Here is a 23873-nt window from a genome sequence, read left to right on the forward strand (position 1 = left end):
GTAAATATGGTTAGGCGTTTTGGTTATTTGATATTGCGATAGTTTCTTTAAATAGTCACAAGTCGCTGAGATAACCTTACAAACCATCCCTATTTATTTTTTCTACTAAAAATAACGGACATTGGTAATCGTAAAGGGCAGCACAGGACATGAGCATAAAACCACCTTCAATTTCACTTCTTCCGGTTTCACCTGAACAGCTAGTGCGTTTGCAATCGGAGATTGGGGATTTTTCACCAACTCAATTAGCCTGGTTGTCTGGTTATTTTTGGGGAATGGTGAATCAACAACCACAGGTTCAGGCTGTGGTTCCGGCGGTTCCGGCACAGGAGACGATTACATTAATTTCAGCTTCACAAACCGGTAATGCTCGTCGTTTAGCTGAGCAGCTCCGTGAGGATTTGTTGGCACAGAAACTCAATGTCAATCTATTCAATGCCGGTGATTATAAATTCAAACAAATTGCTCAAGAAAAGATACTGATAATTATTGCTTCTACCCAAGGTGAAGGAGAACCTGCTGAGGAAGCGGTTGCATTGTATAAATATCTCTATTCTAAAAAGGTGCCGAAGCTGAATGATACGGTATTTGCGGTTTTTGGTCTGGGTGATACCTCTTATGAGCGATTTTGCCAGGCTGGAAAAGATTTCGATAATCGTCTGAATGAATTAGGCGCTCAACGGCTTCTGGAGCGTGTAGATGGTGATGTCGAATATCAGCAGGTTGCGGATCAGTGGCGTAAACAATTAACTGGAATCCTGAAACAGCGTATTCCAACTGAGACAGGAACTGAGATTACTTCTGCACAGGACAGATCGGTAAATGAAGTTTTTTCAACTTCTTATACTAAACAGGCACCATTGACTGCGGCTTTAGCTACTTGCCAGAAAATAACGGGTCGTGGTTCTGATAAAGATGTTCGCCATATTGAAATTGATCTGGGTGATTCAGGTTTGCGTTATCAGCCAGGTGATGCTTTGGGTGTTTGGTTTGAAAATGATCCGGAGCTGGTGGATGAAGTGTTGAATTTGCTCTGGTTGCAGGGAACAGAACAAGTTGAGGTTAATGGTCAGAAATTGTCATTGAGAGAAGCGCTGATCAGCCATGTTGAGCTAACCCAAAATACCAGTGTGATTGTGGAAAAATACGCCGTTCTCGCGAAAGATGAAAAATTACTTTCTTTGATTGCTGATAAACAAGCATTACAACAATACGCTCACAACAAGCCGATTGCCGATATGATAAGGGAAGCGGCTTCTCAACCAGAGGCGCAGCAATTTATTGATTTGCTACGGCCTTTGACACCAAGACTTTATTCAATTTCTTCTTCTCAGGCAGAAATGGAAAATGAAGTTCATCTTACAGTTGGTGTGGTTCGTTATGAAATTGACGGACGGGCCCGCACTGGCGGTGCATCCGGCTATCTGGCAGATCGCTTACAGGAAAATAGTGATATTCGTATTTTTATTGAGCATAACGATAATTTTCGTCTGCCTGCCGATCCACGCACGCCTGTCATCATGATTGGGCCGGGAACCGGAATTGCACCATTTCGGGCATTTATGCAGCAAAGGGAAGCTGATGGCGCTGAAGGGAAAAATTGGCTGTTCTTTGGTAATCCACATTTTACTGAAGATTTTCTCTATCAAGTGGAGTGGCAGCGTTATGTCAAAGATGGCCTGTTAACCCGTATTGATCTGGCATGGTCCCGTGATCAGCAGCATAAAATTTATGTCCAAGACAAACTGCGTGAGCAGGGTGAAGCGGTATGGTGCTGGATTAAGGAAGGTGCACATCTGTATGTGTGTGGTGATGCAAACCGCATGGCAAAAGATGTGGAACATGCGTTATTGGATATTATTGCTGAGCATGGCGGCATGGATACCGAACAGGCAGATGAATTCTTAAGTGAACTGCGCTTTGAGCGCCGTTATCAGAGGGATGTGTACTAATGAACGATAAACAACATGGTCCTTTTATTGTCGAAGGTAAACTGGCTGACAGTGAGCGTATGAAGCAGGAGAGTAATTTTCTGCGAGGTACGATTAGTGAAGATTTAACTAATGGCTTGACGGGAGGTTTTGAAGGGGACAATTTCCTGTTGATTCGTTTTCATGGCATGTATCAGCAGGATGATCGTGATATCCGTGCTGAACGCGCTGAGCAAAAACTGGAGCCACGTCATGCAATAATGTTGCGCTGCCGTCTGCCGGGTGGCGTGATTACGCCACAGCAATGGTTGGGCATTGATAAGTTTGCTGAAGAGAATACCCTTTATGGCAGTATCCGGTTGACTAACCGCCAGACATTTCAATTTCATGGCATTTTAAAAGGGAAAGTAAAACTTGCGCATCAATTGCTGAATCAAGTTGGGCTGGATTCGCTCGCGACGGCGAATGACGTTAATCGCAATGTGCTTTGTACCTCGAATCCTATTCAATCAGAGCTACATCAGCAAGCTTACGAATGGGCGAAGAAAATCTCAGAACATTTACTGCCACGTACCCGTGCTTATGCTGAACTCTGGTTGGATAAAGAAAAAGTCGCAACGACCGATGAAGAGCCGATTCTTGGCTCGACTTATTTGCCGCGTAAATTCAAAACCACGGTAGTTATTCCTCCACAGAATGATGTTGATCTGCATGCCAACGATCTGAATTTTATTGCTATTGCAGAAGGTAGCAAGTTGGTTGGTTTTAACGTGTTGGTGGGTGGTGGTTTGGCGATGACTCACGGTGATAAAAATACCTATCCAAGTATGGCGAGTGAGTTTGGTTATATCCCGCTTGAGCATACGTTGGCAATTGCGGAAGCTGTGGTGACAACTCAGCGTGATTGGGGTAACCGGACTGAGCGTAAAAATGCCAAAACCAAATATACGTTGGAGCGGGTTGGTGTTGAGACTTTTAAAGCAGAGGTAGAGAGACGCGCTGGCGTGAAATTTGAGGCAATCCGACCTTATGAATTTACTGGTCGTGGTGATCAAATTGGCTGGCTGAAAGGTATCGATGATAAATGGCATTTGACACTGTTTATTGAGAATGGTCGCCTTTTGGACTACCCCGGCAAGCCGCTGAAAAGCGGTGTTGCTGAAATTGCCAAAATACATAAAGGGGATTTTCGCCTGACGGCCAATCAGAACTTAATCATTGCTGGTATTCCTGAAAGTGAGAAACAACGCATTGAAACTATCGCCTGTCGGCATGGATTGATTGACGATAAAACCACAGTTCAGCGTAAAAACTCAATGGCCTGTGTCTCTTTCCCAACTTGCCCATTGGCAATGGCTGAGGCTGAACGTTTTTTACCGGAGTTTGTCACTCATGTTGAACAATTGATGAATAAACACGGTATTGGTGATGAACATATTGTTTTGCGGGTGACGGGTTGTCCGAATGGTTGTGCTAGAGCGATGTTGGCGGAGGTAGGGCTAGTTGGCAAAGCGCTTGATCGTTATAACCTTCATCTTGGTGGTAATCGGATTGGTACCCGTATTCCACGCATGTATAAAGAAAATATCAGCTCACAAGCGATTTTATCCATCATGGATGAACTTATTGGGCGTTGGGCGACAGGTCGGCAGCCAAATGAAGGTTTTGGTGATTTCCTGATCCGCACGGATATTATCAAGCCGGTACTGGATTCAGCCCGCGATTTTTACGATTGGCAGGAGGCGGTATGAGCCAATTCAGCTTATCTCAATGTGTTAGTATGACTGCTGAACAACAAGAGCAATCACTGGCTGAGATTAATCTTCGGCTTGAAATGATGGATGCTCACCAGAGAGTAAACTGGGCATTGGAAAATTTGCCAGGGGAGTTTGTTCTTTCCTCCAGTTTTGGTATTCAGGCGGCGGTATGTCTTCATTTAGTGACACAAGAATATCCTGATATTCCGGTCATACTTACTGATACCGGTTATCTATTCCCTGAAACTTATCAATTCATAGATAAACTCACAACGCAACTGAAACTGAATTTGCAAGTATTCAGTGCTGAGCATTCCCCGGCCTGGCAGGAAGCTCGCTATGGGAAATTGTGGGAGCAAGGCGTAGAGGGAATAGAGCGTTACAATCAGATTAATAAGGTTGAACCAATGAATCGGGCTTTGAAAAATCTGAGAGCACAAAGTTGGTTTGCTGGTTTACGCCGTCAGCAATCTGAAAGTCGATCAAAATTACCGGTTTTAGCTGTACAGCGGGGAGTATTTAAGATTTTGCCGATTATCGACTGGGATAACCGGCGTGTGCATCAATATCTGACAAAACATGGCTTGGAATATCATCCATTATGGGAACAGGGTTATCTCTCTGTTGGTGACATCCATACAACTCAAAAATGGGAACCGGGCATGAGTGAAGAACAAACCCGTTTTTTTGGCTTGAAGCGAGAATGTGGGTTACATGAGAATTAAAAAACCGGTATTTCCTGAGTGGGATTGATGATAAAGCCCTCGCTTTGTTTTAAGGCGAGGGTGATGATTAATATAAATAGTCTGAAAGACAATTTAGTCGGATTTTTACGCGTGTTTCATTCGTTCATTTAAAGTTTCAATGATGAACGCATTCACCGAAATCTGATGCTCGGCTGCTGCGCAATGCAATCGCTCTCCAAATGATTCGGGGTAGCGCAGAGTAAATGTTTTGATTTTTTCTTGCCTTGCATAAGGTTCAATACCTGATGCGTTACAATCTTCAAGATATTCATGTAGAGATATTTTACCCTCATCTTGCAACCCCTGAATACTATCAGAGATAAAATCACAATAACCAGACAGCCCTAAAAATTTACCCCTGAACATGCCAATTTCTGGCACGTAGCTAATAATAGCCTGCTGTCCGGCTATTACCATTGTATTTTGTACTGTCATCTTCATGGCTCAACTCCTATGCTTTCTAACCATTCTCGTAGGCTGACGACGGCCCCTTTGTCAGTATCTGGTGAGGGATGTGGACGGTGAAATCTGGCAATACTATCGTTTAGCAACAGCCTGCAACGTGAACCTTTCCCCTCTTTAACCTCACCTCCCAGAGCGATTATGAGTGATTCCACGTCAGACCACTTAATTCCCGCAGGAACAGGCATTTTAAATATCTGCTCCAACGTATTTTTTTGCCTCTTCCTGAGCATTGAAACCTGTTCTTTCATTTCTCGTATTGCTTTCTGTGAAGTCAGATTATGAAGTTATATTGAACTCAATGACATATGAAGTCAAATTTTGAAGTCATTTACTTTTCCTGCCCTTAGCGATGTAGTGCAAAAAAACACACTAGCCCTGTTCTAGAGAGGTTGGCTATATTCCATTACAGAACATCAAATTCTTTTTTGTCATTTTATAACTTTACCGCTGACTCATATATTCATTCGAAACAGTTTCAGTACTTATAAATATTTCACTGGATATCAAGGGCAATTGTGGATTACTTACCGATATTTGTTGAGCTGAAAGGGCGGCTTGTATTACTTGTCGGTGGTGGAGAGGTGGCCGCACGTAAGGCGACTCTACTACTACGGGCAGGTGCATTATTACAGGTTGTCGCGCCTGAATTGTGCTCTGAATTACAACAGCGTTATCAAGCTGGTGAGTTGGAATGGTATCAGGGAGAGTTCCAACCTGAATATCTTGATGGCATCTTTTTAGTTATTGCTGCGACTGATGATCGTATTCTAAATCATCAGGTTTTTTCTGAAGCTGATAAGCGCAGTATTTTGGTCAATGTCGTTGATGATCAAGTTCATTGCTCATTTATTTTTCCATCAATTATTGACCGTTCTCCGGTTTTGGTGGCGATCTCATCAGCGGGAAAAGCGCCGGTATTAGCGCGTTTAATCCGGGAGAAACTGGAGGCATTACTACCTTCCAGTCTTGGTACGATGGCAAAAATCGCCGGGAAGTGGCGTGAGCGAGTAAAACAGCGATTAACTTCCATGCGCCAGCGTCGTTCTTTTTGGGAACAGGCTTTCAATGGTCGTTTCGCTATGTTGGTTGCAAACGGTCAAATCCAGCAGGCGGAAAAACAGCTTGAGCAACAACTAGAACAGTCTGATTTGCAGGGAGAACTGGCTCTGGTTGGGGCTGGTCCTGGTGATCCGGGATTACTGACGCTAAAGGGATTGCAGGTTATTCAGCAGGCTGATGTGGTGCTTTATGATCATCTGGTCAGCAGTGATGTACTGGATTTGATTCGCCGTGATGCAGATAAAATTTGCGTTGGCAAAAGAGCGGGTAATCACTCTGTTTCTCAGGAGGAGACTAACCGATTGATAGTGAAATTTGCCAGACAGGGGAAAAAAGTCGTTCGTCTTAAAGGCGGTGATCCCTTTATTTTTGGCCGTGGTGGTGAGGAATTACAGGTTGCAGCATCAGCAGGCATTCCTTTTCAGGTTGTACCGGGAATTACTGCCGCCATCGGAGCGACGGCTTACGCGGGTATTCCTTTGACTCACAGGGAACACTCACAGAGTATCACTTTTATTACAGGTCATTGCCGAGAAAAGGGGAATGAGCTGGATTGGCCGGCTTTAGCCAGAGGTCATCAGACTCTGGTGATTTATATGGGGACGGTCAAAGCCGCCTTGATAAGTCATCAATTAATTTTACATGGGCGAGCGGAAGATACACCGGTAGCCGTCATTGGTTGTGGTACTCGTTTAGAGCAGCAAGTGTTAACCGGCACTTTGCTTGAACTGGAACAGTTAGCACAGCAGGCCCCGTCGCCGGCCTTACTAGTGGTGGGAGAGGTGGCTCAACTTCACCATCAGATAGCTTGGTTTGGGCAGCAATCTATTGCCAAGATAAGCCGTCCGGCAGTAGTCGATTTTGCATAAGGAGTTGTAATGGATGAGAAAAGATTGACACACTTGCAGCAACTTGAAGCTGAAAGTATTCATATTATACGGGAAGTGGCCGCCGAGTTTGAAAACCCGGTGATGCTTTACTCTATCGGTAAAGATTCTTCGGTCATGCTTCATCTTGCACGCAAGGCGTTCTATCCGGGAACATTGCCATTTCCTTTGCTGCATGTGGACACGGGATGGAAATTTCGTGAAATGTACGAATTTCGTGATCGTACTGCGAAGAATTACGGCTTTGAACTGTTGGTGCATCGTAACCTGCAAGGGGAAGCAATGGGAATTAATCCATTTGTGCATGGTAGTGCCAAACATACTGACATCATGAAAACGGAAGGGTTAAAGCAGGCACTGGATAAATATGGTTTTGATGCTGCTTTCGGCGGCGCTCGTCGTGATGAGGAGAAATCGCGGGCTAAGGAGCGGATCTATTCTTTCCGAGATCGCTCACATCGTTGGGACCCTAAAAACCAGCGTCCTGAATTGTGGCGCAATTACAACGGCCAGATTAACAAAGGTGAAAGTATTCGCGTATTCCCATTGTCTAATTGGACTGAATTGGATGTCTGGCAATATATCTATTTGGAGCAAATTGATATTGTTCCTCTTTATTTTGCCAAATTACGTCCGGTATTGGAGCGTGAGGGGACGCTGATTATGGTTGATGACAATCGGATCGATCTGAAACCGGGCGAGGTTATCAGCCAGCGCAAAGTTCGTTTCCGTACTCTCGGTTGTTGGCCGCTGACGGGTGCAGTGAAATCTGATGCTGAAACATTGCCGGAAATTATTGAAGAGATGCTGATATCGACGACAAGTGAACGGCAAGGGCGGCTGATTGATAGTGATCAATCTGCTTCTATGGAACTGAAAAAACGTCAAGGTTATTTCTAAGGAGAACAACCATGTCAGCGCTTGCACAGAATGAAACCATTGCTCATCAAATTAAACAACAGGGCGGTGTGGAAGCTTATCTGCACGCTCAACAAGAGAAAGGATTACTGCGTTTCCTGACGTGTGGCAGCGTGGATGATGGCAAAAGTACTCTGATTGGACGCTTGTTACATGATACCCGTCAGATCTACGAAGATCAGCTTTCAACATTGCAGAATGACAGTAAACGTATCGGTACCCAGGGTGAAAAATTAGATCTGGCTTTATTGGTGGATGGTCTTGCTGCGGAGCGCGAGCAGGGTATCACCATTGATGTGGCTTATCGCTATTTTTCCACAGAAAAACGTAAATTTATCATTGCTGATACGCCGGGACATGAGCAGTACACCCGTAATATGGCAACGGGGGCATCGACCTGTGATCTCTCTATTCTGTTGATTGATGCGCGTAAAGGTGTTCAGGAGCAGACCCGTCGTCACAGTTTTATCAGTACATTGTTAGGTATTCGCCATTTGGTGGTCGCGGTGAATAAAATGGATCTGATGGAATATCGTCAGGAGGTTTTTAATCAGATCAAACAGGATTATATGAATTTCGCTGGCCAATTGCCGACAAATTTGGACGTTCATTTTGTCCCAATCTCGGCACTTGATGGCGATAATATCGTCACTATAAGTCGTAATATGGATTGGTATGAAGGGCCAACGTTGTTGGATATCCTTGAAACAGTTGATGTAAAGAAGGAAGCCTCGAAGCAGTTACTGCGTTTCCCGGTACAGTATGTTAGCCGGCCTGATCTCGATTTTCGTGGTTACAGTGGCACACTTTCATCTGGGATTTTACGTAAAGGGCAGAAAGTTAAAGTCATGCCATCGGGTATCTGCTCACAGGTGGAGCGGATTGTGACTTTTGATGGTGATTTGGATTTTGCTGTTCCGGGTGAAGCCATTACGGTGGTGCTGAAAGACGAAATTGATATCAGTCGAGGTGATCTGCTGATTTCTGCCGATGATGAGATGATGGTTACCCGGCATGCACTGGTGGATGTGGTATGGATGTCTGAACAGCCTTTGGTGCAGGGGCAGAACCTTGATATTAAAGTGGCGGGTAAAAAGAGCCGTGGGAAAGTTGAGAACATTCAATATCAAGTGGATATTACTCACCTGACACAACGGGTGGCTGTTGATTTACCATTAAATGCCATCGGATCGGTGGAATTTTCTTTTGAAGAGCCATTAATGCTCGATAGCTATCAGCAAAATAGCGACACTGGCGGCATTATCTTGGTCGATCGACTGACTAATGTCACTGTTGGTGCAGGGTTGGTACGTGAAATTCAGACAGACGTTTATGAAGGGCCAAAAGAATTCAGCGAATTTGAACTGGAATTGAATCGGTTGATTCGTCGTCATTTCCCTCATTGGGGAGCCAGAGATTTACTGGGAGGTAAATAAATTGGCTGACATTGAAAATCTGCCATTAGAAAATGTTGTCTGGCATCCACATCAACTGACCAGAGCGCAGCGGGAGGTTGAAAATGGACATCCTGCATTGGTTATTTGGTTCACTGGTTTATCGGGTTCAGGGAAATCCACTGTGGCTGGGGCCTTAGAGCAGGCCCTGTTTCAACGGGGAATAAAAACTTATTTGCTTGATGGCGATAACTTGCGTCACGGCCTTTGTCGTGATTTGGGTTTTTCCGAACAGGATAGGCAGGAAAATATCCGCCGTGTGGGTGAAGTTGCCAGTTTGATGGTCGATGCGGGTTTAGTCGTGCTGACGGCTTTTATCTCCCCTTATAAAGCAGAGCGGAAAAAGGTTCGTGAACTGTTGGAACCGGGGCAATTTATTGAAGTTTTTGTCGATACACCACTGGAAATTTGTGAATCCCGTGATCCGAAAGGATTGTACAAAAAAGCCCGTGCTGGTGAAATTCGTCATTTCACGGGGATTGATTCAGTCTATGAGGTTCCCGATAGCCCGGAGATTTATCTTCCAGGCCAGCAATCCGTTGAAACCTCCGTGACTCAGTTGCTGGTGGAATTGAAAAAGAGCGGCATTATACGCTCAAGGATTCATCACGGATAACGTCAACAAAAAGCACATTATTGCGTTTTCAGTGATGTGCTTGTGTAAAATAGCTTCATTCAACTATTTTTCTCCTACCCTGTTTTGTGATAGTGGCGTCATTCTTTGAGTTATGGGATGATTGACAGATATTTCAGGGGGCGGAAATGGGTAAACTGACGCTACTATTACTGGTTTTACTTGGATGGCTACAGTACTCACTGTGGCTGGGTAAAAACGGCATTCATGATTATGTGCGAGTTAAGAATGATGTTGCGATGCAAGAGCGTAATAACAGCAAACTTAAAGCGCGTAACGATCAGTTATCGGCGGAAATTGATGATCTTACGGGTGGACAGGAAGCCATCGAAGAGCGATCCCGTAGTGAATTGGGTATGATCAAACCGGGTGAAACTTTCTATCGTTTAATCATTGATAAATCTAAAGAAAACACTTCGCGTCCCTCGACTCCAAATAATACTCAATAATTAAAATGAACAATCTATTACTTCGTTCCAGTGCTGATATTATTGCTTTGGTACCAGCAGCGGGTATTGGTAGCCGAATGAATTCGGATTGCCCAAAGCAATACTTGTCTATTGCTGGAAAGACTATTATTGAGCACACCTTGTCTGCATTACTTGATCATCCTCGTATTCGGCATGTTGTGATTGTTTTAAATCCCACGGACACACAGTTTCAATCTCTTGAGGTTGTATCAGATTCGCGTATTACTACGGTAACCGGTGGTGAACAGCGAGCAGATTCTGTGCTGGCTGGTTTAAATCATCTGGCTCATGTGACTGGCAATGATAATTGTTGGGTTTTAGTGCATGATGCTGCCCGCCCTTGTTTACACCATGACGATCTTGACCGTTTGTTACAATTAGCAGAAGCCGATGAACAGGGAAATATGGCATGCGGTGGTATTCTGGCATCGCCGGTCCGCGATACGATGAAACGCGGACGGGTTGGTCAGATTATTGACCATACAGTAGAACGGCAAGATCTCTGGCACGCACTGACACCGCAGTTTTTCCCATTGATGTTACTAAGGGATTGTTTATCAAAAGCACTTTCTCAACACGCTAATATTACAGATGAAGCTTCCGCACTGGAATATTGTGGTTATCAACCGGTGTTGGTTAACGGGCGTTCGGATAATATAAAAGTCACGTGCCCTGAGGATTTGGCATTGGCAGAATTTTATCTGTCTAGAAAATAAAGGAACAGGCATCATGAGGATCGGACACGGTTTCGATGTACATAAATTTGGTGGTGAAGGGCCGATTATTATCGGCGGTGTTCGTATTCCTTATGAACAAGGGTTGTTGGCGCATTCCGATGGTGATGTTGCTCTCCATGCGGCAACGGACGCTTTGTTAGGTGCTGCGGCATTGGGCGATATCGGGAAATTATTCCCAGACACTGATCCGGCGTTTAAAGGGGTGGATAGCCGTAAATTATTGCGCGAAGCCTACTCACGTATCAGAGAAAAGGGCTATCGGATTGGCAATCTGGATATTACGATTATCGCTCAAGCACCTAAAATGTTGCCGCATATCCCACAAATGAGAGTCAATCTGGCAGAAGATCTGCAATGTCACATTGATGATATCAATGTTAAAGCCACAACTACCGAGAAATTGGGATTTGTTGGGCGTAAAGAAGGTATTGCTTGCGAAGCGGTTGCTTTGCTGGTTAAGGAATAATTGATGGTATTGGCTGAATTAAATTGGCTGTATGGGCAACCAGAAGCGACGGGGATATTAAAGGCTTCGCCGGAAGATTTTATTGTCTGTGAAGATTTGGGATTTTCTCCAGATGGAGAAGGTGAGCACTTAATGGTGCATATTCGTAAAACGGGTTGTAATACCCAATTTGTTGCAGATAGCCTTGCTCGTTTCGCTGGTATACCGTCTAGATCGGTCAGTTATGCTGGCTTAAAAGACCGTCATGCCGTGACAGAACAGTGGTTTTGTTTGCACTTACCGGGCAAACAGGAACCTGATTTTGCCTCGTTTCAGCTTGAGGGATGTGAAATTCTGACGACAGCCCGTCAGAAACGTAAACTACGCATTGGCGCATTGAAAGGAAACTCATTTACGCTGATTTTGCGGGAAATCAGTCATCACCAATTGGTTGAAAACAGATTACGGCTGATTCAGCAAGGTGGCGTGCCTAACTATTTTGGTGAACAGCGTTTTGGTCGGGATGGGCAGAATCTGATTCAAGCGCAGCGTTGGGCGAATAATGAAATCCGAGTAAAAGAGAGAAGTAAACGCAGTTTTTATCTGTCAGCGAGTCGTAGTGCTATGTTTAATGCGGTAGCCAGTGCGCGGATTGCTCTGAAACAGCAACAACAGGTAATAAAGGGTGACGCCCTACAATTAACAGGGCGTGGTAGTTGGTTTGTTGCTGACGAAACTGAATTGCCTTTATTGCAACAGCGGGTGATCGATGGAGAATTACAAATAACTGCACCGCTGCCTGGTGACGGTGAATTGGGAACACAGCACCAAGCTGCGGATTTTGAACGACAATATTTGCAGCCTTATGAATCGTTGTGGGAACTTATCAAGCGTGAAAGGGTGGAGGGTTGCCGTAGGGCGATTCTGGTGCAGCCTCAGAATCTGAGTTGGCAATGGCAAGATAATGACACGGTGAAAATCAGTTTCTGGTTACCCGCTGGCAGTTTTGCTACCAGTGTGGTCAGGGAAATTATCAATCAGGATCAAAATAATGTTACGAATATTGTTGAGTAATGATGATGGTGTAACTGCACCAGGGATTCAGGTTTTAGCAGCAGCATTGCGAGAAAATTATCATGTGCAGGTTGTTGCACCTGATCGTAATCGGAGTGGTGCATCTAACGCATTGACCCTTGATCGTTCATTAAGTGTTAATACGCTGGAGAATGGTGACATTTCGGTATTGGGTGGTACACCAACAGATTGTGTCTATCTCGGTGTTAATCGGCTGGTTCTTCCGCGTCCTGAGATCGTTGTTTCTGGTATTAATCGCGGCCCCAACCTTGGCGATGATGTAATTTATTCCGGAACGGTTGCGGCGGCAATGGAAGGCCGCCATCTGGGGTTGCCGGCATTGGCTATTTCACTGAATGGTGAATTGCATTACCAAACAGCGGCAGAAATCACCTGTCGTTTGCTACAAATGCTACAAACAACGCCGTTGAGGGCGGGTAATATTTTAAATGTGAATGTTCCTGATCTGCCACTTGAGCACATTAAAGGTTTTCGGGTAACACGTTGTGGTAGCCGCCATGCCGCGGAAGAAGTTTATTCTATGCAAGATCCGAAAGGCAACATGCTTTACTGGTTGGGGCCACCGGGAGATAAACATGATGCTGGCCCTGAAACAGATTTTGCGGCGGTGGAACAGGGATATGTCTCTATTACGCCATTACAGGTAGATCTGACTGCGTATAAAGCGCAGGCGTTAGTAAGAGATTGGTTAGCTAAAGCTGAGGTTGATGGAGAATGCTGAGTCGGGCAATGAAAAATTTGCTGACACAATTACGCCAGCAGGGAATAGAAGATGAACGTTTACTGGCCGCCATTTCTGCTGTGCCTAGAGAACGTTTTGTCGATGAAGCACTGGCACATAAAGCGTATGAAAATACGGCTTTGCCTATTGGTTATGGGCAAACGATTTCTCAGCCTTATATTGTTGCCCGTATGACTGAACTGCTTCAATTAACACCAGATGCTAAGATTTTGGAAATTGGTACCGGCTCTGGTTATCAGACAGCAATATTAGCGCATTTGGTCAAACATGTTTTCTCGGTAGAACGGATCAAGGGCTTACAGTGGCAGGCTAAACGGCGGTTGAAACAGCTCGATTTGCATAATGTTTCAACCCGACATGGAGATGGTTGGCAAGGATGGCCGTCGCGTGGGTTATTTGATGCTATTATTGTGACCGCAGCGCCTCCGTATATCCCACAAGAATTGATGCTTCAGCTTACTGATGGTGGAGTGATGGTTTTGCCCGTTGGCGAGCATACACAAATTCTTAAATCCGTGAAACGTCATGGCAATGGTTTTCATAGTGAAGTGATCGAAGCTGTGCGCTTTGTGCCTCTTGTGCAAGGGGAACTGGCTTAAATTCATAGTCTATTGCAACTATTTTTCAATTAATGGTTATATTTGCTTTAATAAGCGAAATTATTTTCGTTTTGAGATTTTTGTGGTTATGTATAACCTTTAAGAATTATTAATTTTTACGCTTATCTTTGCCGTTATGGGGGAAGGAAATATGAATTCGGGAAGCCCAATGAAAAAAATACAGCGGATTGTAACGTGTTTATTGATGGGAGTCTGGTTAGTCGGCTGTACAAATACACCAACTCGCCCTGCACCTATCACTAGTATTGATCAAAAACAAAACAGCGGGAGTCGTTATCCGGTAATATCTTCCGGCAATTCTGCTGTATCTACGCCAATGCCATCTTCACCTTCGTCAATGGGTGCGGCTGATAGCAATTTGCAGGGGAGAATCGTTTATAACCGTGATTATGACAGTATTCCTAAAGGTAGCTATAACGGCAATACTTATACAGTCAAACATGGTGATACTCTGTTCTATATTGCTTGGATCACAGGGAGTGATTTTCGTGATCTTGCGAGCAAAAATAATATTTCAGAACCTTACAGTTTGACGGTGGGGCAGACTTTGAGGACCGGTAGTAGCGGGATGTTAACCACTTATAACCATAATCAAATTCAAACAACCCTGGTTGATTCTCAATCAACTAATGCGTATCCTGCAAATTCCGGGAAGCAAAAGAGTGTAAAAATGTTGCCAAGGGCAACTACGTCAACAGTAAGCAATACGTATTTAGAATCACCGACGACAACCGCAAGCAGCGGAAACAGCGCTGTCAGCAGTTGGATGTGGCCGGCTGAAGGTAAAATGATTGAGAGTTTCTCTGATACCCAAGGGGGTAACAAAGGGATTGATATCGCAGGTAGCAGGGGCCAGTCAGTATTTGCAACAGCAGGTGGTCGAGTTGTCTACGCCGGAAACGCCTTACGTGGATATGGAAATCTAATAATTATAAAACATAACGATGACTACCTGAGTGCCTATGCTCATAACGATACAATGCTGGTTCGTGAGCAACAGGACATCAAGGCGGGGCAAAAAATTGCCACTATGGGTAGCACGGGTACCAGTTCTGTAAGATTACACTTTGAAATTCGTTACAAGGGAAAATCCGTAAACCCGCTGCGTTATCTTCCGCAGCGATAAACTGGGCAGAATGCTGAATTCTGCCTGCATTATCATGGGTAGGGGCAGCTTATGAGCCAAAATACGCTGAAAGTTAACGAGTTGTATGATGATGCGGATTTAGATGAAAGTGGTATTGAAGCTGACGACTTCGATGAGAAATTATTGAAGAACGATGGGGATGATCTAACTGATTTTGAGAATGATTTAGATGTATTGCAGGGCATGAGCCAGCGGGTTCTTGATGCAACACAGCTTTATCTCGGCGAAATTGGTTTTTCTCCTTTGCTGACGGCGGAAGAAGAGGTTTTTTTCGCAAGGCGGGCATTACGTGGTGATGTTCTGGCCCGCCAGAGAATGATCGAAAGCAACTTGCGATTGGTTGTCAAAATTTCTCGTCGTTATAGTAATAGAGGCTTAGCTCTTCTTGATTTGATTGAAGAAGGTAATCTTGGCCTTATTCGTGCTGTTGAAAAATTTGACCCGGAGCGCGGGTTCAGGTTTTCTACCTATGCAACATGGTGGATTCGGCAAACCATTGAACGGGCGATTATGAATCAAACCCGTACTATTCGGTTGCCAATCCATATTGTTAAAGAGCTCAACGTCTACTTGCGTACAGCAAGAGAACTTGCCCATAAATTGGATCATGAACCTAGCCCGGAAGAGATAGCAGAGCAACTGGATAAACCAGTTGATGACGTAAGCCGTATGTTGCGATTGAATGAACGTATCATTTCGGTTGATACCCCCATTAGCGGTGATTCTGATAAAGCCCTATTGGATGTTTTATCGGATGAGAATGAAACCGGGCCGGAGGGAACAACACAAGAAGACGATATGAAAAAGAGTATCGTCAAATGGCTGTTTGAGTTGAATTCGAAGCAACGTGAAGTATTAGCGCGTCGTTTTGGTCTTTTGGGATATGAGGCTGAAACGCTGGAAGATGTGGGCAAAGAGATTGGTTTGACAAGGGAAAGAGTGCGTCAGATCCAGGTCGAAGGTTTGCGACGTCTGAAAGATATTATGCAAACTCAAGGTTTGAATATTGAAGCGTTATTCCGTACTTAATTGTTGAATAGTTTGGCTACTTGGGTTCTGAAGAGCTGTTGTCCCTGCTTTTGCATTGTTGATGCTTGGTATTATCAGGTTCTTCAGTACCCGGTAGGATTCTCCTAATTTTGTCTTAGATGATGATAGTAAATTTCAATCAAAGATTTCTGATACTTAAATTGCAGTGATGTGATTAACGCCCCTTTTTTGACTCCTTTCCTGATTTCCTTTGTCGGGAAGTTGTGTGGTGAATTGTGTTAATTAGTGCCCTGATTTGCGCTAGCAATGATGCCAGTTATTCAAACAGGTCAAACATTCATGCGGGGCATTATTCACAATGCTCCCGTAAGGCAGGTGTATACGAAAAAATGGGACAAATTTTTGAGAAAATTGTTGGTGGGCTACACGTTCTGTGTCAGCTATTTTGGTGAAAAAATGAAGATGATTTTATTATCAGTGCGACAAATTGCGGTGAACCCTTCTACTTAGTGGTTTTATCTGCCTCTCCAGAGATTCTATGCTCGATTGGTGGCAGTCCAGAGAGAGAAGGAAATCTAGTCTAAGTAGTTACCAGCCGACTTGAGGTTGCCCTTATGAACCTAAACGACGCGTCAATAAATTTAATCGAAAATAATTGAGAGTTGTGTCACAAGTCACTATTTTGATTACTATGCAAACTTAATAGTTTTAATAAAATTGACTGTATAATCTAAAGAAAAATTTTTCAATAAAGGATGCGGAATGATATTTTTGTTATCACGAATCATTGATACCATTGTTTTTTTTCTATTATTTTTAACGGTTAGTTATTTTTTTATTTTAGATAAAAACGTAAAAAAAACACTAATTTCATCGGTGGCAAGTATTATTGTTTTTATTTTAGTTGATATTTTTTCTCCGTTGCTACTTTACTTTTTTTTAAATCTATCTGAGTTCCTATATTATGTCGTGCATTAAATGCACGACAGTAAATATCTGCTATTGTTTATCAATTAGTGGCTTGATTTTATTATCATATACCCAAGAAACTTCAAGATGCAGTTTTTAGCACCTGAAAATGGTCGTTAATTCTAGACATCAGCGAGTCCGCTATATCCGGTAGCGTTGTGGTGAAAAATTTGAAGACGTTGTCTCGAAATTCATGTTTATCCGCAAAATAACGGTTATTTCGAACCTGTTCATTCATGACCTTCCATAATCGCTCTATTGGGTTTAAATTTGGGCTATAGGGAGGAAGGTAATGTAACTCAATATTGCTAACATAAGCCCACTCCTTAACAAGATGAGCTTTGTTGTAACCCGCCCCATCCACAATAAGATGAATTTTTTGATGATAGTCAGGATAAGACTTTCTTATTTCATTGAAAAAACAGCAAATGTTGTAGTCATTGATGGTTTGATATTCCTGGAACACCGTACGACCAATGGCATTCAGGTTGAGCGCGCCCAATATATTCAGGCGAGTCCGGCTTCCTGTTGTTTTTACTGTTTTTTTCTCGCCTTTTCGCATCCAGCCATAACCGAGTTTGGTGCCTTGAGTCGGGTGAACAGCATCAAGAAAAAGGATGGGTTCGTCTTTCGCTGTGACTTTAAGATTCTCATAATATTCAATAAATTGTCGCTGTTTTTCTGCGTCGAATTTATGAGGGACGCCACAAGGTTTTTTATAAGAAAAACCCTGACGGTGTAGCCATTTATTCATGCCGGGAATGCTAAAGGTAATATTCCAGAGCTGAGCAACATAGGCCACGATTTCATGGGTGTGATGGAAAAGATGTTGAGATAAGTGATTGATTAAAAAATCAGTTTGTTCTTGAGAAAGCAAACTATCAGACCCCCCATTATCAGATTTAAGTTTACCTTGATTAAGGTAATCGCTGATATGACGGTTAACGGTCATTTCATGAAGACGCAGGGCCTGAGCGATCATCACTGAACTCCAGCCTTCAGAGGCCAGCAGGACCGCTTTGATGCGATCACACTCCCTCTTATCACGGCAGGTGTGATGGAGATGTTCAAGTTCGGCTTTTTGTTCATCGGTAATGAATATTTTCATAGCGAGGATAATGATCTCCATTTCGGATAAAATCAAGCATCTTCAATGATTACGGGTATATACATTTTTATCGATATGAAATTATTTTATATTTCATATATACCCTATGGATTTCAAGATGCTTCGCGACGGCAAGGGAACGAATCCCCGGGAGCATAGGTAACTATGTGACCGGGGTGAGCGAGTGCAGCCAACAAAGAGGCAACTTGAAAGATGACGGGTATAGTAGTATTAAAATGGCATGTATCGTTATCAGTACAATTGGATAGAATAAATTAATAAAAAACTCACCATTTAAGTCTGGTTATTTTTATGGCTCACAATAGCGCATTCGTGGTTAATCAAATTAACCTAATGGGGAAAAGGGGTCTGAACATTTTTAAAAGGAAAAATAAACCTCGTTATTTTGAACGAGGTTTGTCATCGATTTGAAAGGTGAGTATAAGCTCACCTTTCTTTTGTTAATCAATCTACATTCAGTTCAAATTACAGGAATGCCACTGTGAAATTTAAAATCGCTATCTGGATTTTGAATCAATTCAGCTTCAACACGGCCAAAATAGTTTACCCGTTCGGTAATATCTTCATTAGCAATAGATTGCGCTAGTGAAAGATAGTCTTGGTAGTGACGTGCTTCAGAGCGCAGCAGCGAGATATAAAATTTACTCAGATCTTCATCCAAATGAGGGGCCAATTTGGCGAAGCGTTCACAAGAACGCGCCTCAATATAAGCGCCGATAATCAGTTTATCGACCAATGTATAAGGTTCATGGTTGATGATATGGTTAAGCATGCCTTTAGCATAACGGCTGGCAGTAATGCTTTCATAGTTGATATCGCGTGCGTCCATGATTTCTAGCACTTGATAGAAGTGATGTAACTCTTCTTTAATCAGCAATACCATTTTATCAATCAGATCCTGGCTATAGAGTGAATTAGCTTTGGCGGTGATCTGTTTGGTCGCTTGGTTTTGACCTCTTAGTGAATTGAGATCGCCAATTTTCTTGTAAGCAAAATCTTCATAAGGTTTAAACCATGCCAGAAGTGTATCCTCACTTCGCTGATCTACTGCATACTTTCGGATCAAAAACATAGCGCTCTGTGCTGCTTTCAGTTCGCATAATAGATGATCCCGTAGAAGCACAGGTAAATTTTCAGGCTGCTTTGCTTTATCTACCCACAAATTCGGGGTTTCACATTGCAAAAAATGGTATATCGGTTGTAAAAGGTTTTTGTCAAACACGTTCTTACACCATATCTTTTAGTCGATAAATCCATTCTAATGCTTGACGCGGAGTCAGTGAATCTGGATTAAGATTTTCTAATGCTTCAACCGCCGGTGATGTTTCCTCTGTTAATAGCGCAAGCTGCGGTGTATCGACATGACTTGCCGTTGCATGGTTGGATAGCGATTCCAGCTCTTTAAGTTTCTGGCGCGCCCGTTTAATCACTTCACGTGGAACGCCGGCGAGGGAAGCAACTGCCAACCCGTAACTCTTACTGGCTGCACCCTCTTGTACGCTGTGCATAAATGCGATGGTATCTCCATGCTCTACCGCATCCAGATGAATATTGACCACGCCTTCAAGTTTTTCCGGCAACGTGGTCAGTTCAAAATAGTGAGTGGCAAACAAGGTCATTGCTTTAATGCGGTTTGCCAGATTTTCTGCACATGCCCATGCCAGAGAAAGGCCATCGTAGGTTGATGTGCCTCGGCCAATCTCATCCATCAATACCAAACTTTGTTCTGTCGCATTGTGCAAGATATTGGCGGTTTCGGTCATTTCCACCATGAAGGTTGAACGGCCGGATGCCAGATCATCGGAGGCACCTACACGGGTAAATATACGATCAACTGGGCCGATGACTGCTTTTTCAGCCGGTACAAAGCTACCGATATAGGCCAGAAGTGTAATAAGTGCCGCCTGACGCATATAGGTACTTTTACCGCCCATGTTTGGACCGGTAATAATTAGCAGACGCCGCTGTGAAGATAAAGAGAGTGGGTTTGAGATAAATGGTTCACGCAGAACTTGCTCAACAACCGGATGACGACCACCAGTGATTTGAATTCCCGGTTTATCACTCAATGTTGGGCAAATATAATTCAGGGTTTCAGCGCGTTCTGCCAGATTTGCCAATACATCAAGTTCAGCCAGTGCTTCGGCACTGGTTTGTAATTCGGCCAAATGAGGCAGCAGTAGATCGAATAATTCTTCGTAAAGCGCTTTCTCTATTGCCAGAGATTTCCCTTTAGAGGTCAGAACCTTATCTTCATATTCTTTTAACTCGGGGATGATATAACGCTCAGCATTTTTCAGTGTCTGGCGGCGGACATAGTGAATTGGCACCAGATGGCTCTGCCCTCGGCTGACTTGAATATAGTAGCCATGAACACCATTAAAGCCGACTTTTAGAGTATCAAGGCCCAGCTTTTCTCGTTCGCGGATTTCCAGTTGTTCCAGATAGTTACTGGCACCATCAGCCAGTGTGCGCCACTCATCCAGCTCACTGTTATAACCCGGTGCGATTACGCCACCATCCCGAATTAATACCGGAGGTGTTTCTACAATCGCTTTTTCAAGCAATTCCTGTAATTCATCAAACCTGCCGATATTTTTCTGCAATTGCTTGATATAAGGGGAATCTGAGGAGTCCATAACTTGATGGATATCCGGTAATTGCTGGAATGCATGGCGCATTCTTGCCAGATCCCTTGGACGAGCAGAACGTAGAGCCAAGCGTGCTAGCACACGTTCAAGATCACCTATCTGTAGCAAAAATGGCTGCAACTCCAGCCCAATTTCCTGCAAGGTAGCAATAGCTTGTTGACGATTTTCTAATATCTGGCGGTCCCTGACAGGCGCATGCAACCAACGTTTCAACATTCGGCTACCCATTGGGGTAACACACAGATCAAGAACAGAAGCGAGAGTATTATCTGTACTGCCAGACAGGTTTTGTGTCAGTTCCAGATTACGACGGGTTGCGGCATCCATAATAACTGTATCTTGCTGACGCTCCATCGTAATACCACGGATATGTGGCAGCGCCGTGCGTTGAGTATCTTTGACGTATTGCAACAGGCAACCCGCGGCACGCAGAGCGAGAGTTGCTTTATCCACACCAAAACCGACGAGATCACGGGTACCAAATTGCAGGTTCAATTGCTGTTTTGCGGTATCTAGCTCAAATTCCCATAAAGGGCGACGGCGCAGGCCATGAAAATTTTCAATTAGCGCCATATGCTCAAAACTTTCAGGATAGAGTAATTCAACAGGACGGCTACGTTGCAATTCAGCGGCTATCGTTTCCAGCTCTATCATTTCAGATATTTGGAAGCGGCCAGATGTCACATCCAGTGTGGCATAACCAAAGCCTTGATTATCGTGCCAAATAGCCGCCAGCAGATTATCTTGCCGTTCCTGTAATAGCGCTTCATCTGTCACGGTACCGGGAGTAACGATGCGAACGACTTTACGTTCAACCGGGCCTTTGCTGGTGGCAGGATCGCCAATTTGCTCACAGATAGCGACTGATTCACCTAATTGAACCAGCTTAGCTAAATAGTTTTCTACTGCATGATGTGGCACGCCTGCCATAGGGATAGGATTGCCAGCGGATTGACCTCGTTTGGTCAGGGAAATATCCAGCAATTTTGCAGCCTTTTTGGCATCGTCATAAAATAGCTCATAGAAATCCCCCATTCTGTAAAACAGCAGGATATCAGGATGCTGTGCTTTAAGACGGAGATATTGCTGCATCATGGGCGTGTGGGTGTCGAAGGTTTCTGTATTAATCATGCAGTAGTCTTAGTTAAGTTTGTGAATCAATTCTTTCGTTATGGTATCGCACCAAGCTTTAAACTTACACAAGTAAAATCTGGAAGCAATTCGCAAATTTAGTTGTAATTTTGGTCTGGTTAAATTGTAAGGAAACCAGCTAAAAGCCAGTATACCTGAATTAGCGGCTTATGAAGTTTTAGATACTGTGCCCGTATCGTTTTCTTTTGAACATGCTGCGGAACTTTTCCAAGGTTTGGTTAACCTTAGCCCGCGCAAAGTAGAAATACTCCTTCATTCCAGTCATGCGATCCAAACTAATCGTTTATATCTTTTTTTGACCGACTATTATTCCCACGAATGGGCTAAGCGCATTGATAAAACTAAAATTGCTTTAGGAGCAGGGAAGCGTCAAGTCGTGTTAGGGGGAAAGTTGGATAAACAGTATCAGATTACGGTTCCGGAAAAGTATTTGAATAATGGATTATTTCATGGATAAATATTCTCCATATTACCGACAAGTAGTGTTGTTAATGAGTGTACTGCCTGTAGTGGCGACAGAGAGCTGTTGTGCATTGAAAGGTGGGACGGCGATTAATTTGTTTGTACGTGATTTTCCCCGTTTGCCGGTAAAAATCTCATATTCGATATACAAACCTGGCATCGATTCGAATTAGCATATTATCGTTGATGACAAGGAGATATTTTTGTCTATCTGAAACAGACTTTTAGTTGAATATACCTGGAAAATAACTTCAAACAGAATAACTTCTTTTAGGTACATGATTAAATCAGGATCTACTTTTCTCAATAGCCAGATTATGAATTGTGTGCTTTAATAATGACTCAATCAAATATTTTAAACAAAATTAAAAAACATGAAAAATGTATTTAAAATAGAAAACAGCGGGGGGTTTAAAATGAAAAATAGTTTATTTCAAATTGATCCCACTTAAATAATTTCGTGTAAAACAACATATAATAATATGTAATCACATAATACGAGACTATATTTAATTAACCCAAATTCTGGATAAGAGAACGGTCTGGTGTTTTCTTCCTGGGGAAATGTATTTAGTTGGCGAGGATCAACAAAAGCAGGATTCGATTGTTCAAGTGCGTCGTAATATGGAAAAACTGATGTGAAAATATATGTACGTTTGGTGAAGCTCAAATTAGAAAAAGGATAATTAACCTTATATACCCTATGGATTTCAAGATGCATCGCGACGGCAAGGGAGCGAATCCCCGGGAGCATAGGTAACTATGTGACCGGGGTGAGTGAGTGCAGCCAACAAAGAGGCAACTTGAAAGATAACGGGTATATCTTGATTATCACTTTTACAGAGCGATAATCCCCTGACTGATCATCAGGGATGCTGTTGTGAGTTTGTTATTATTAACCTGAACTTTAGCCTGTCATTCAATAGAGTTCGGAATTCAGAGTAAACCACAACAGCATATTCTTTATCGCCTTTAAGATTGAACGGTATCTTGTGCCGTTTGAAATGGCTTTTATGATGAAAATATCGTGTTCGAACCTAATGTTGCCGGGGAATAATTTAACTGAACAGGCCACCCTGTTGTACAAATGGGGTTACGGTGGCATTGCGCTATTTATGAATTATTGCCAATGGAACGAAGAGTTACATGAAGAAATTCTGAATTTAAGGGAAAACACGGGCATTATTCCGTGTGAATTTGCCTTTACCGATGAGATTTACGGACATTTAATGAGTGACAATATCGATCTCAGAAAAAAGAGCCGAGACGAGAAATGTATAAGCGAGTGGCCGAAATCAGTGGTGAAATTGGCGCGGTCACTGAGCTGGAATTTACATACGGCACACAGAATCCTCTGCTGTTGTTTCATCCCTATAAGAAAATGACAGAGACTGAAAAATAAGAGTTTCTTGA

Annotated in this window: 21 protein-coding genes and 2 pseudogenes; 18 read left to right on the forward strand and 5 right to left on the reverse strand. The window is 43.3% G+C overall.

The features are described from left to right. Positions 1-149: 149 nt before the first annotated feature. Genes cysJ through PluTT01m_RS03645 form a run of 3 tightly spaced genes read left to right on the forward strand, consistent with a single transcriptional unit; the run spans position 150 to position 4413 of the window. Positions 150-1952, forward strand: coding sequence for an NADPH-dependent assimilatory sulfite reductase flavoprotein subunit (cysJ, locus tag PluTT01m_RS03635; RefSeq protein ID WP_011145079.1), 1803 nt, complete (start codon positions 150-152; stop codon positions 1950-1952). Continuing rightward, positions 1952-3682 (forward strand): assimilatory sulfite reductase (NADPH) hemoprotein subunit, encoded by a 1731-nt coding sequence (gene cysI / locus PluTT01m_RS03640; RefSeq protein WP_011145080.1) that lies wholly within the window; start codon positions 1952-1954, stop codon positions 3680-3682. The genes cysJ and cysI overlap by 1 nt, the downstream gene beginning before the upstream one ends. Then, positions 3679-4413: a phosphoadenylyl-sulfate reductase gene (locus PluTT01m_RS03645; protein ID WP_011145081.1), complete on the forward strand. Its 735-nt coding sequence runs from the start codon at positions 3679-3681 to the stop codon at positions 4411-4413. Before cysI ends, PluTT01m_RS03645 begins: the two co-directional genes overlap by 4 nt. Positions 4414-4518: 105 nt before the next feature. Here PluTT01m_RS03645 and PluTT01m_RS03650 read toward each other — a convergent pair whose 3' ends face one another. Next, complete coding sequence (locus PluTT01m_RS03650) at positions 4519-4875, reverse strand: type II toxin-antitoxin system HicB family antitoxin (RefSeq protein ID WP_011145082.1); 357 nt, start codon at positions 4873-4875, stop codon at positions 4519-4521. Next, positions 4872-5147, reverse strand: coding sequence for a type II toxin-antitoxin system HicA family toxin (locus PluTT01m_RS03655; RefSeq protein WP_011145083.1), 276 nt, complete (start codon positions 5145-5147; stop codon positions 4872-4874). The genes PluTT01m_RS03650 and PluTT01m_RS03655 overlap by 4 nt, the downstream gene beginning before the upstream one ends. Positions 5148-5414: 267 nt before the next feature. Between PluTT01m_RS03655 and cysG the strand changes: the two genes are divergently transcribed. From cysG to rpoS, 12 genes are all read left to right on the forward strand, one after another. Further along, positions 5415-6827, forward strand: a complete 1413-nt coding sequence (gene cysG / locus PluTT01m_RS03660; RefSeq protein ID WP_011145084.1) for a siroheme synthase CysG — start codon at positions 5415-5417, stop codon at positions 6825-6827. A gap of 9 nt (positions 6828-6836) precedes the next feature. Continuing rightward, entirely contained in the window at positions 6837-7745 is a 909-nt protein-coding gene (cysD, locus tag PluTT01m_RS03665) for a sulfate adenylyltransferase subunit CysD (RefSeq protein WP_011145085.1), read from the forward strand. 11 nt (positions 7746-7756) lie between these two features. Further along, entirely contained in the window at positions 7757-9199 is a 1443-nt protein-coding gene (gene cysN / locus PluTT01m_RS03670) for a sulfate adenylyltransferase subunit CysN (RefSeq protein ID WP_041379914.1), read from the forward strand. A 1-nt stretch (position 9200) separates the two neighbouring features. Then, entirely contained in the window at positions 9201-9833 is a 633-nt protein-coding gene (gene cysC / locus PluTT01m_RS03675; protein WP_011145087.1) for an adenylyl-sulfate kinase, read from the forward strand. A 146-nt stretch (positions 9834-9979) separates the two neighbouring features. Then, a complete protein-coding gene (ftsB, locus tag PluTT01m_RS03680) occupies positions 9980-10300 on the forward strand; it encodes a cell division protein FtsB (RefSeq protein ID WP_011145088.1) in 321 nt (106 codons plus the stop codon). A gap of 5 nt (positions 10301-10305) precedes the next feature. Beyond that, a complete protein-coding gene (gene ispD, locus PluTT01m_RS03685; protein ID WP_011145089.1) occupies positions 10306-11037 on the forward strand; it encodes a 2-C-methyl-D-erythritol 4-phosphate cytidylyltransferase in 732 nt (243 codons plus the stop codon). A 13-nt stretch (positions 11038-11050) separates the two neighbouring features. After that, complete coding sequence (gene ispF / locus PluTT01m_RS03690) at positions 11051-11524, forward strand: 2-C-methyl-D-erythritol 2,4-cyclodiphosphate synthase (RefSeq protein WP_011145090.1); 474 nt, start codon at positions 11051-11053, stop codon at positions 11522-11524. Between the two features lie 3 nt (positions 11525-11527). Next, a complete protein-coding gene (truD, locus tag PluTT01m_RS03695) occupies positions 11528-12577 on the forward strand; it encodes a tRNA pseudouridine(13) synthase TruD (protein ID WP_011145091.1) in 1050 nt (349 codons plus the stop codon). Beyond that, positions 12555-13319 (forward strand): 5'/3'-nucleotidase SurE, encoded by a 765-nt coding sequence (gene surE / locus PluTT01m_RS03700; RefSeq protein ID WP_011145092.1) that lies wholly within the window; start codon positions 12555-12557, stop codon positions 13317-13319. Before truD ends, surE begins: the two co-directional genes overlap by 23 nt. Continuing rightward, positions 13313-13939, forward strand: coding sequence for a protein-L-isoaspartate(D-aspartate) O-methyltransferase (locus PluTT01m_RS03705; RefSeq protein ID WP_011145093.1), 627 nt, complete (start codon positions 13313-13315; stop codon positions 13937-13939). The genes surE and PluTT01m_RS03705 overlap by 7 nt, the downstream gene beginning before the upstream one ends. Positions 13940-14108: 169 nt before the next feature. Next, positions 14109-15086, forward strand: coding sequence for a murein hydrolase activator NlpD (gene nlpD / locus PluTT01m_RS03710; protein ID WP_041379915.1), 978 nt, complete (start codon positions 14109-14111; stop codon positions 15084-15086). Positions 15087-15137: 51 nt separating this feature from the next. Beyond that, positions 15138-16136: an RNA polymerase sigma factor RpoS gene (gene rpoS / locus PluTT01m_RS03715; protein WP_011145095.1), complete on the forward strand. Its 999-nt coding sequence runs from the start codon at positions 15138-15140 to the stop codon at positions 16134-16136. Between the two features lie 1012 nt (positions 16137-17148). Here the strand turns inward: rpoS and PluTT01m_RS03730 are convergent. From PluTT01m_RS03730 to mutS, 3 genes are all read right to left on the reverse strand, one after another. Beyond that, positions 17149-18174, reverse strand: coding sequence for an IS630-like element ISPlu19 family transposase (locus PluTT01m_RS03730; RefSeq protein ID WP_011144720.1), 1026 nt, complete (start codon positions 18172-18174; stop codon positions 17149-17151). Positions 18175-18655: 481 nt separating this feature from the next. Continuing rightward, a complete protein-coding gene (miaE, locus tag PluTT01m_RS03735) occupies positions 18656-19417 on the reverse strand; it encodes a tRNA isopentenyl-2-thiomethyl-A-37 hydroxylase MiaE (protein ID WP_011145096.1) in 762 nt (253 codons plus the stop codon). Positions 19418-19421: 4 nt separating this feature from the next. After that, entirely contained in the window at positions 19422-21977 is a 2556-nt protein-coding gene (gene mutS, locus PluTT01m_RS03740; RefSeq protein ID WP_011145097.1) for a DNA mismatch repair protein MutS, read from the reverse strand. A 130-nt stretch (positions 21978-22107) separates the two neighbouring features. Here mutS and PluTT01m_RS03745 point away from each other — a divergent pair. From PluTT01m_RS03745 to PluTT01m_RS25415, 3 genes and pseudogenes are all read left to right on the forward strand, one after another. Then, positions 22108-22455, forward strand: a pseudogene (locus tag PluTT01m_RS03745) (type IV toxin-antitoxin system AbiEi family antitoxin domain-containing protein); the annotation flags it as partial. Then, positions 22448-22594, forward strand: a pseudogene (locus PluTT01m_RS03750) (nucleotidyl transferase AbiEii/AbiGii toxin family protein); the annotation flags it as partial. The pseudogenes PluTT01m_RS03745 and PluTT01m_RS03750, both read left to right, overlap by 8 nt. 879 nt (positions 22595-23473) lie before the next feature. Beyond that, entirely contained in the window at positions 23474-23845 is a 372-nt protein-coding gene (locus tag PluTT01m_RS25415; RefSeq protein WP_125026211.1) for a hypothetical protein, read from the forward strand. Positions 23846-23873 lie beyond the last annotated feature (28 nt).

Origin of the sequence: Photorhabdus laumondii subsp. laumondii (assembly GCF_003343245.1) — a bacterium.
Classification (GTDB): domain Bacteria; phylum Pseudomonadota; class Gammaproteobacteria; order Enterobacterales; family Enterobacteriaceae; genus Photorhabdus; species Photorhabdus laumondii.

Excerpts from the sequence above, each read along its gene's own strand:
- cysJ (WP_011145079.1), top strand. The coding sequence starts at position 150 with ATGAGCATAAAACCACCTTCAATTTCACTTCTTCCGGTTTCACCTGAA.
- cysI (WP_011145080.1), top strand. The coding sequence starts at position 1,952 with ATGAACGATAAACAACATGGTCCTTTTATTGTCGAAGGTAAACTGGCT.
- PluTT01m_RS03645 (WP_011145081.1), top strand. The coding sequence starts at position 3,679 with ATGAGCCAATTCAGCTTATCTCAATGTGTTAGTATGACTGCTGAACAA.
- PluTT01m_RS03650 (WP_011145082.1), bottom strand. The coding sequence starts at position 4,875 with ATGAAGATGACAGTACAAAATACAATGGTAATAGCCGGACAGCAGGCT.
- PluTT01m_RS03655 (WP_011145083.1), bottom strand. The coding sequence starts at position 5,147 with ATGAAAGAACAGGTTTCAATGCTCAGGAAGAGGCAAAAAAATACGTTG.
- cysD (WP_011145085.1), top strand. The coding sequence starts at position 6,837 with ATGGATGAGAAAAGATTGACACACTTGCAGCAACTTGAAGCTGAAAGT.
- cysN (WP_041379914.1), top strand. The coding sequence starts at position 7,757 with ATGTCAGCGCTTGCACAGAATGAAACCATTGCTCATCAAATTAAACAA.
- ftsB (WP_011145088.1), top strand. The coding sequence starts at position 9,980 with ATGGGTAAACTGACGCTACTATTACTGGTTTTACTTGGATGGCTACAG.
- ispD (WP_011145089.1), top strand. The coding sequence starts at position 10,306 with ATGAACAATCTATTACTTCGTTCCAGTGCTGATATTATTGCTTTGGTA.
- ispF (WP_011145090.1), top strand. The coding sequence starts at position 11,051 with ATGAGGATCGGACACGGTTTCGATGTACATAAATTTGGTGGTGAAGGG.
- truD (WP_011145091.1), top strand. The coding sequence starts at position 11,528 with ATGGTATTGGCTGAATTAAATTGGCTGTATGGGCAACCAGAAGCGACG.
- surE (WP_011145092.1), top strand. The coding sequence starts at position 12,555 with ATGTTACGAATATTGTTGAGTAATGATGATGGTGTAACTGCACCAGGG.
- PluTT01m_RS03705 (WP_011145093.1), top strand. The coding sequence starts at position 13,313 with ATGCTGAGTCGGGCAATGAAAAATTTGCTGACACAATTACGCCAGCAG.
- nlpD (WP_041379915.1), top strand. The coding sequence starts at position 14,109 with ATGAAAAAAATACAGCGGATTGTAACGTGTTTATTGATGGGAGTCTGG.
- rpoS (WP_011145095.1), top strand. The coding sequence starts at position 15,138 with ATGAGCCAAAATACGCTGAAAGTTAACGAGTTGTATGATGATGCGGAT.
- PluTT01m_RS03730 (WP_011144720.1), bottom strand. The coding sequence starts at position 18,174 with ATGAAAATATTCATTACCGATGAACAAAAAGCCGAACTTGAACATCTC.
- mutS (WP_011145097.1), bottom strand. The coding sequence starts at position 21,977 with ATGATTAATACAGAAACCTTCGACACCCACACGCCCATGATGCAGCAA.
- PluTT01m_RS25415 (WP_125026211.1), top strand. The coding sequence starts at position 23,474 with ATGATGAAAATATCGTGTTCGAACCTAATGTTGCCGGGGAATAATTTA.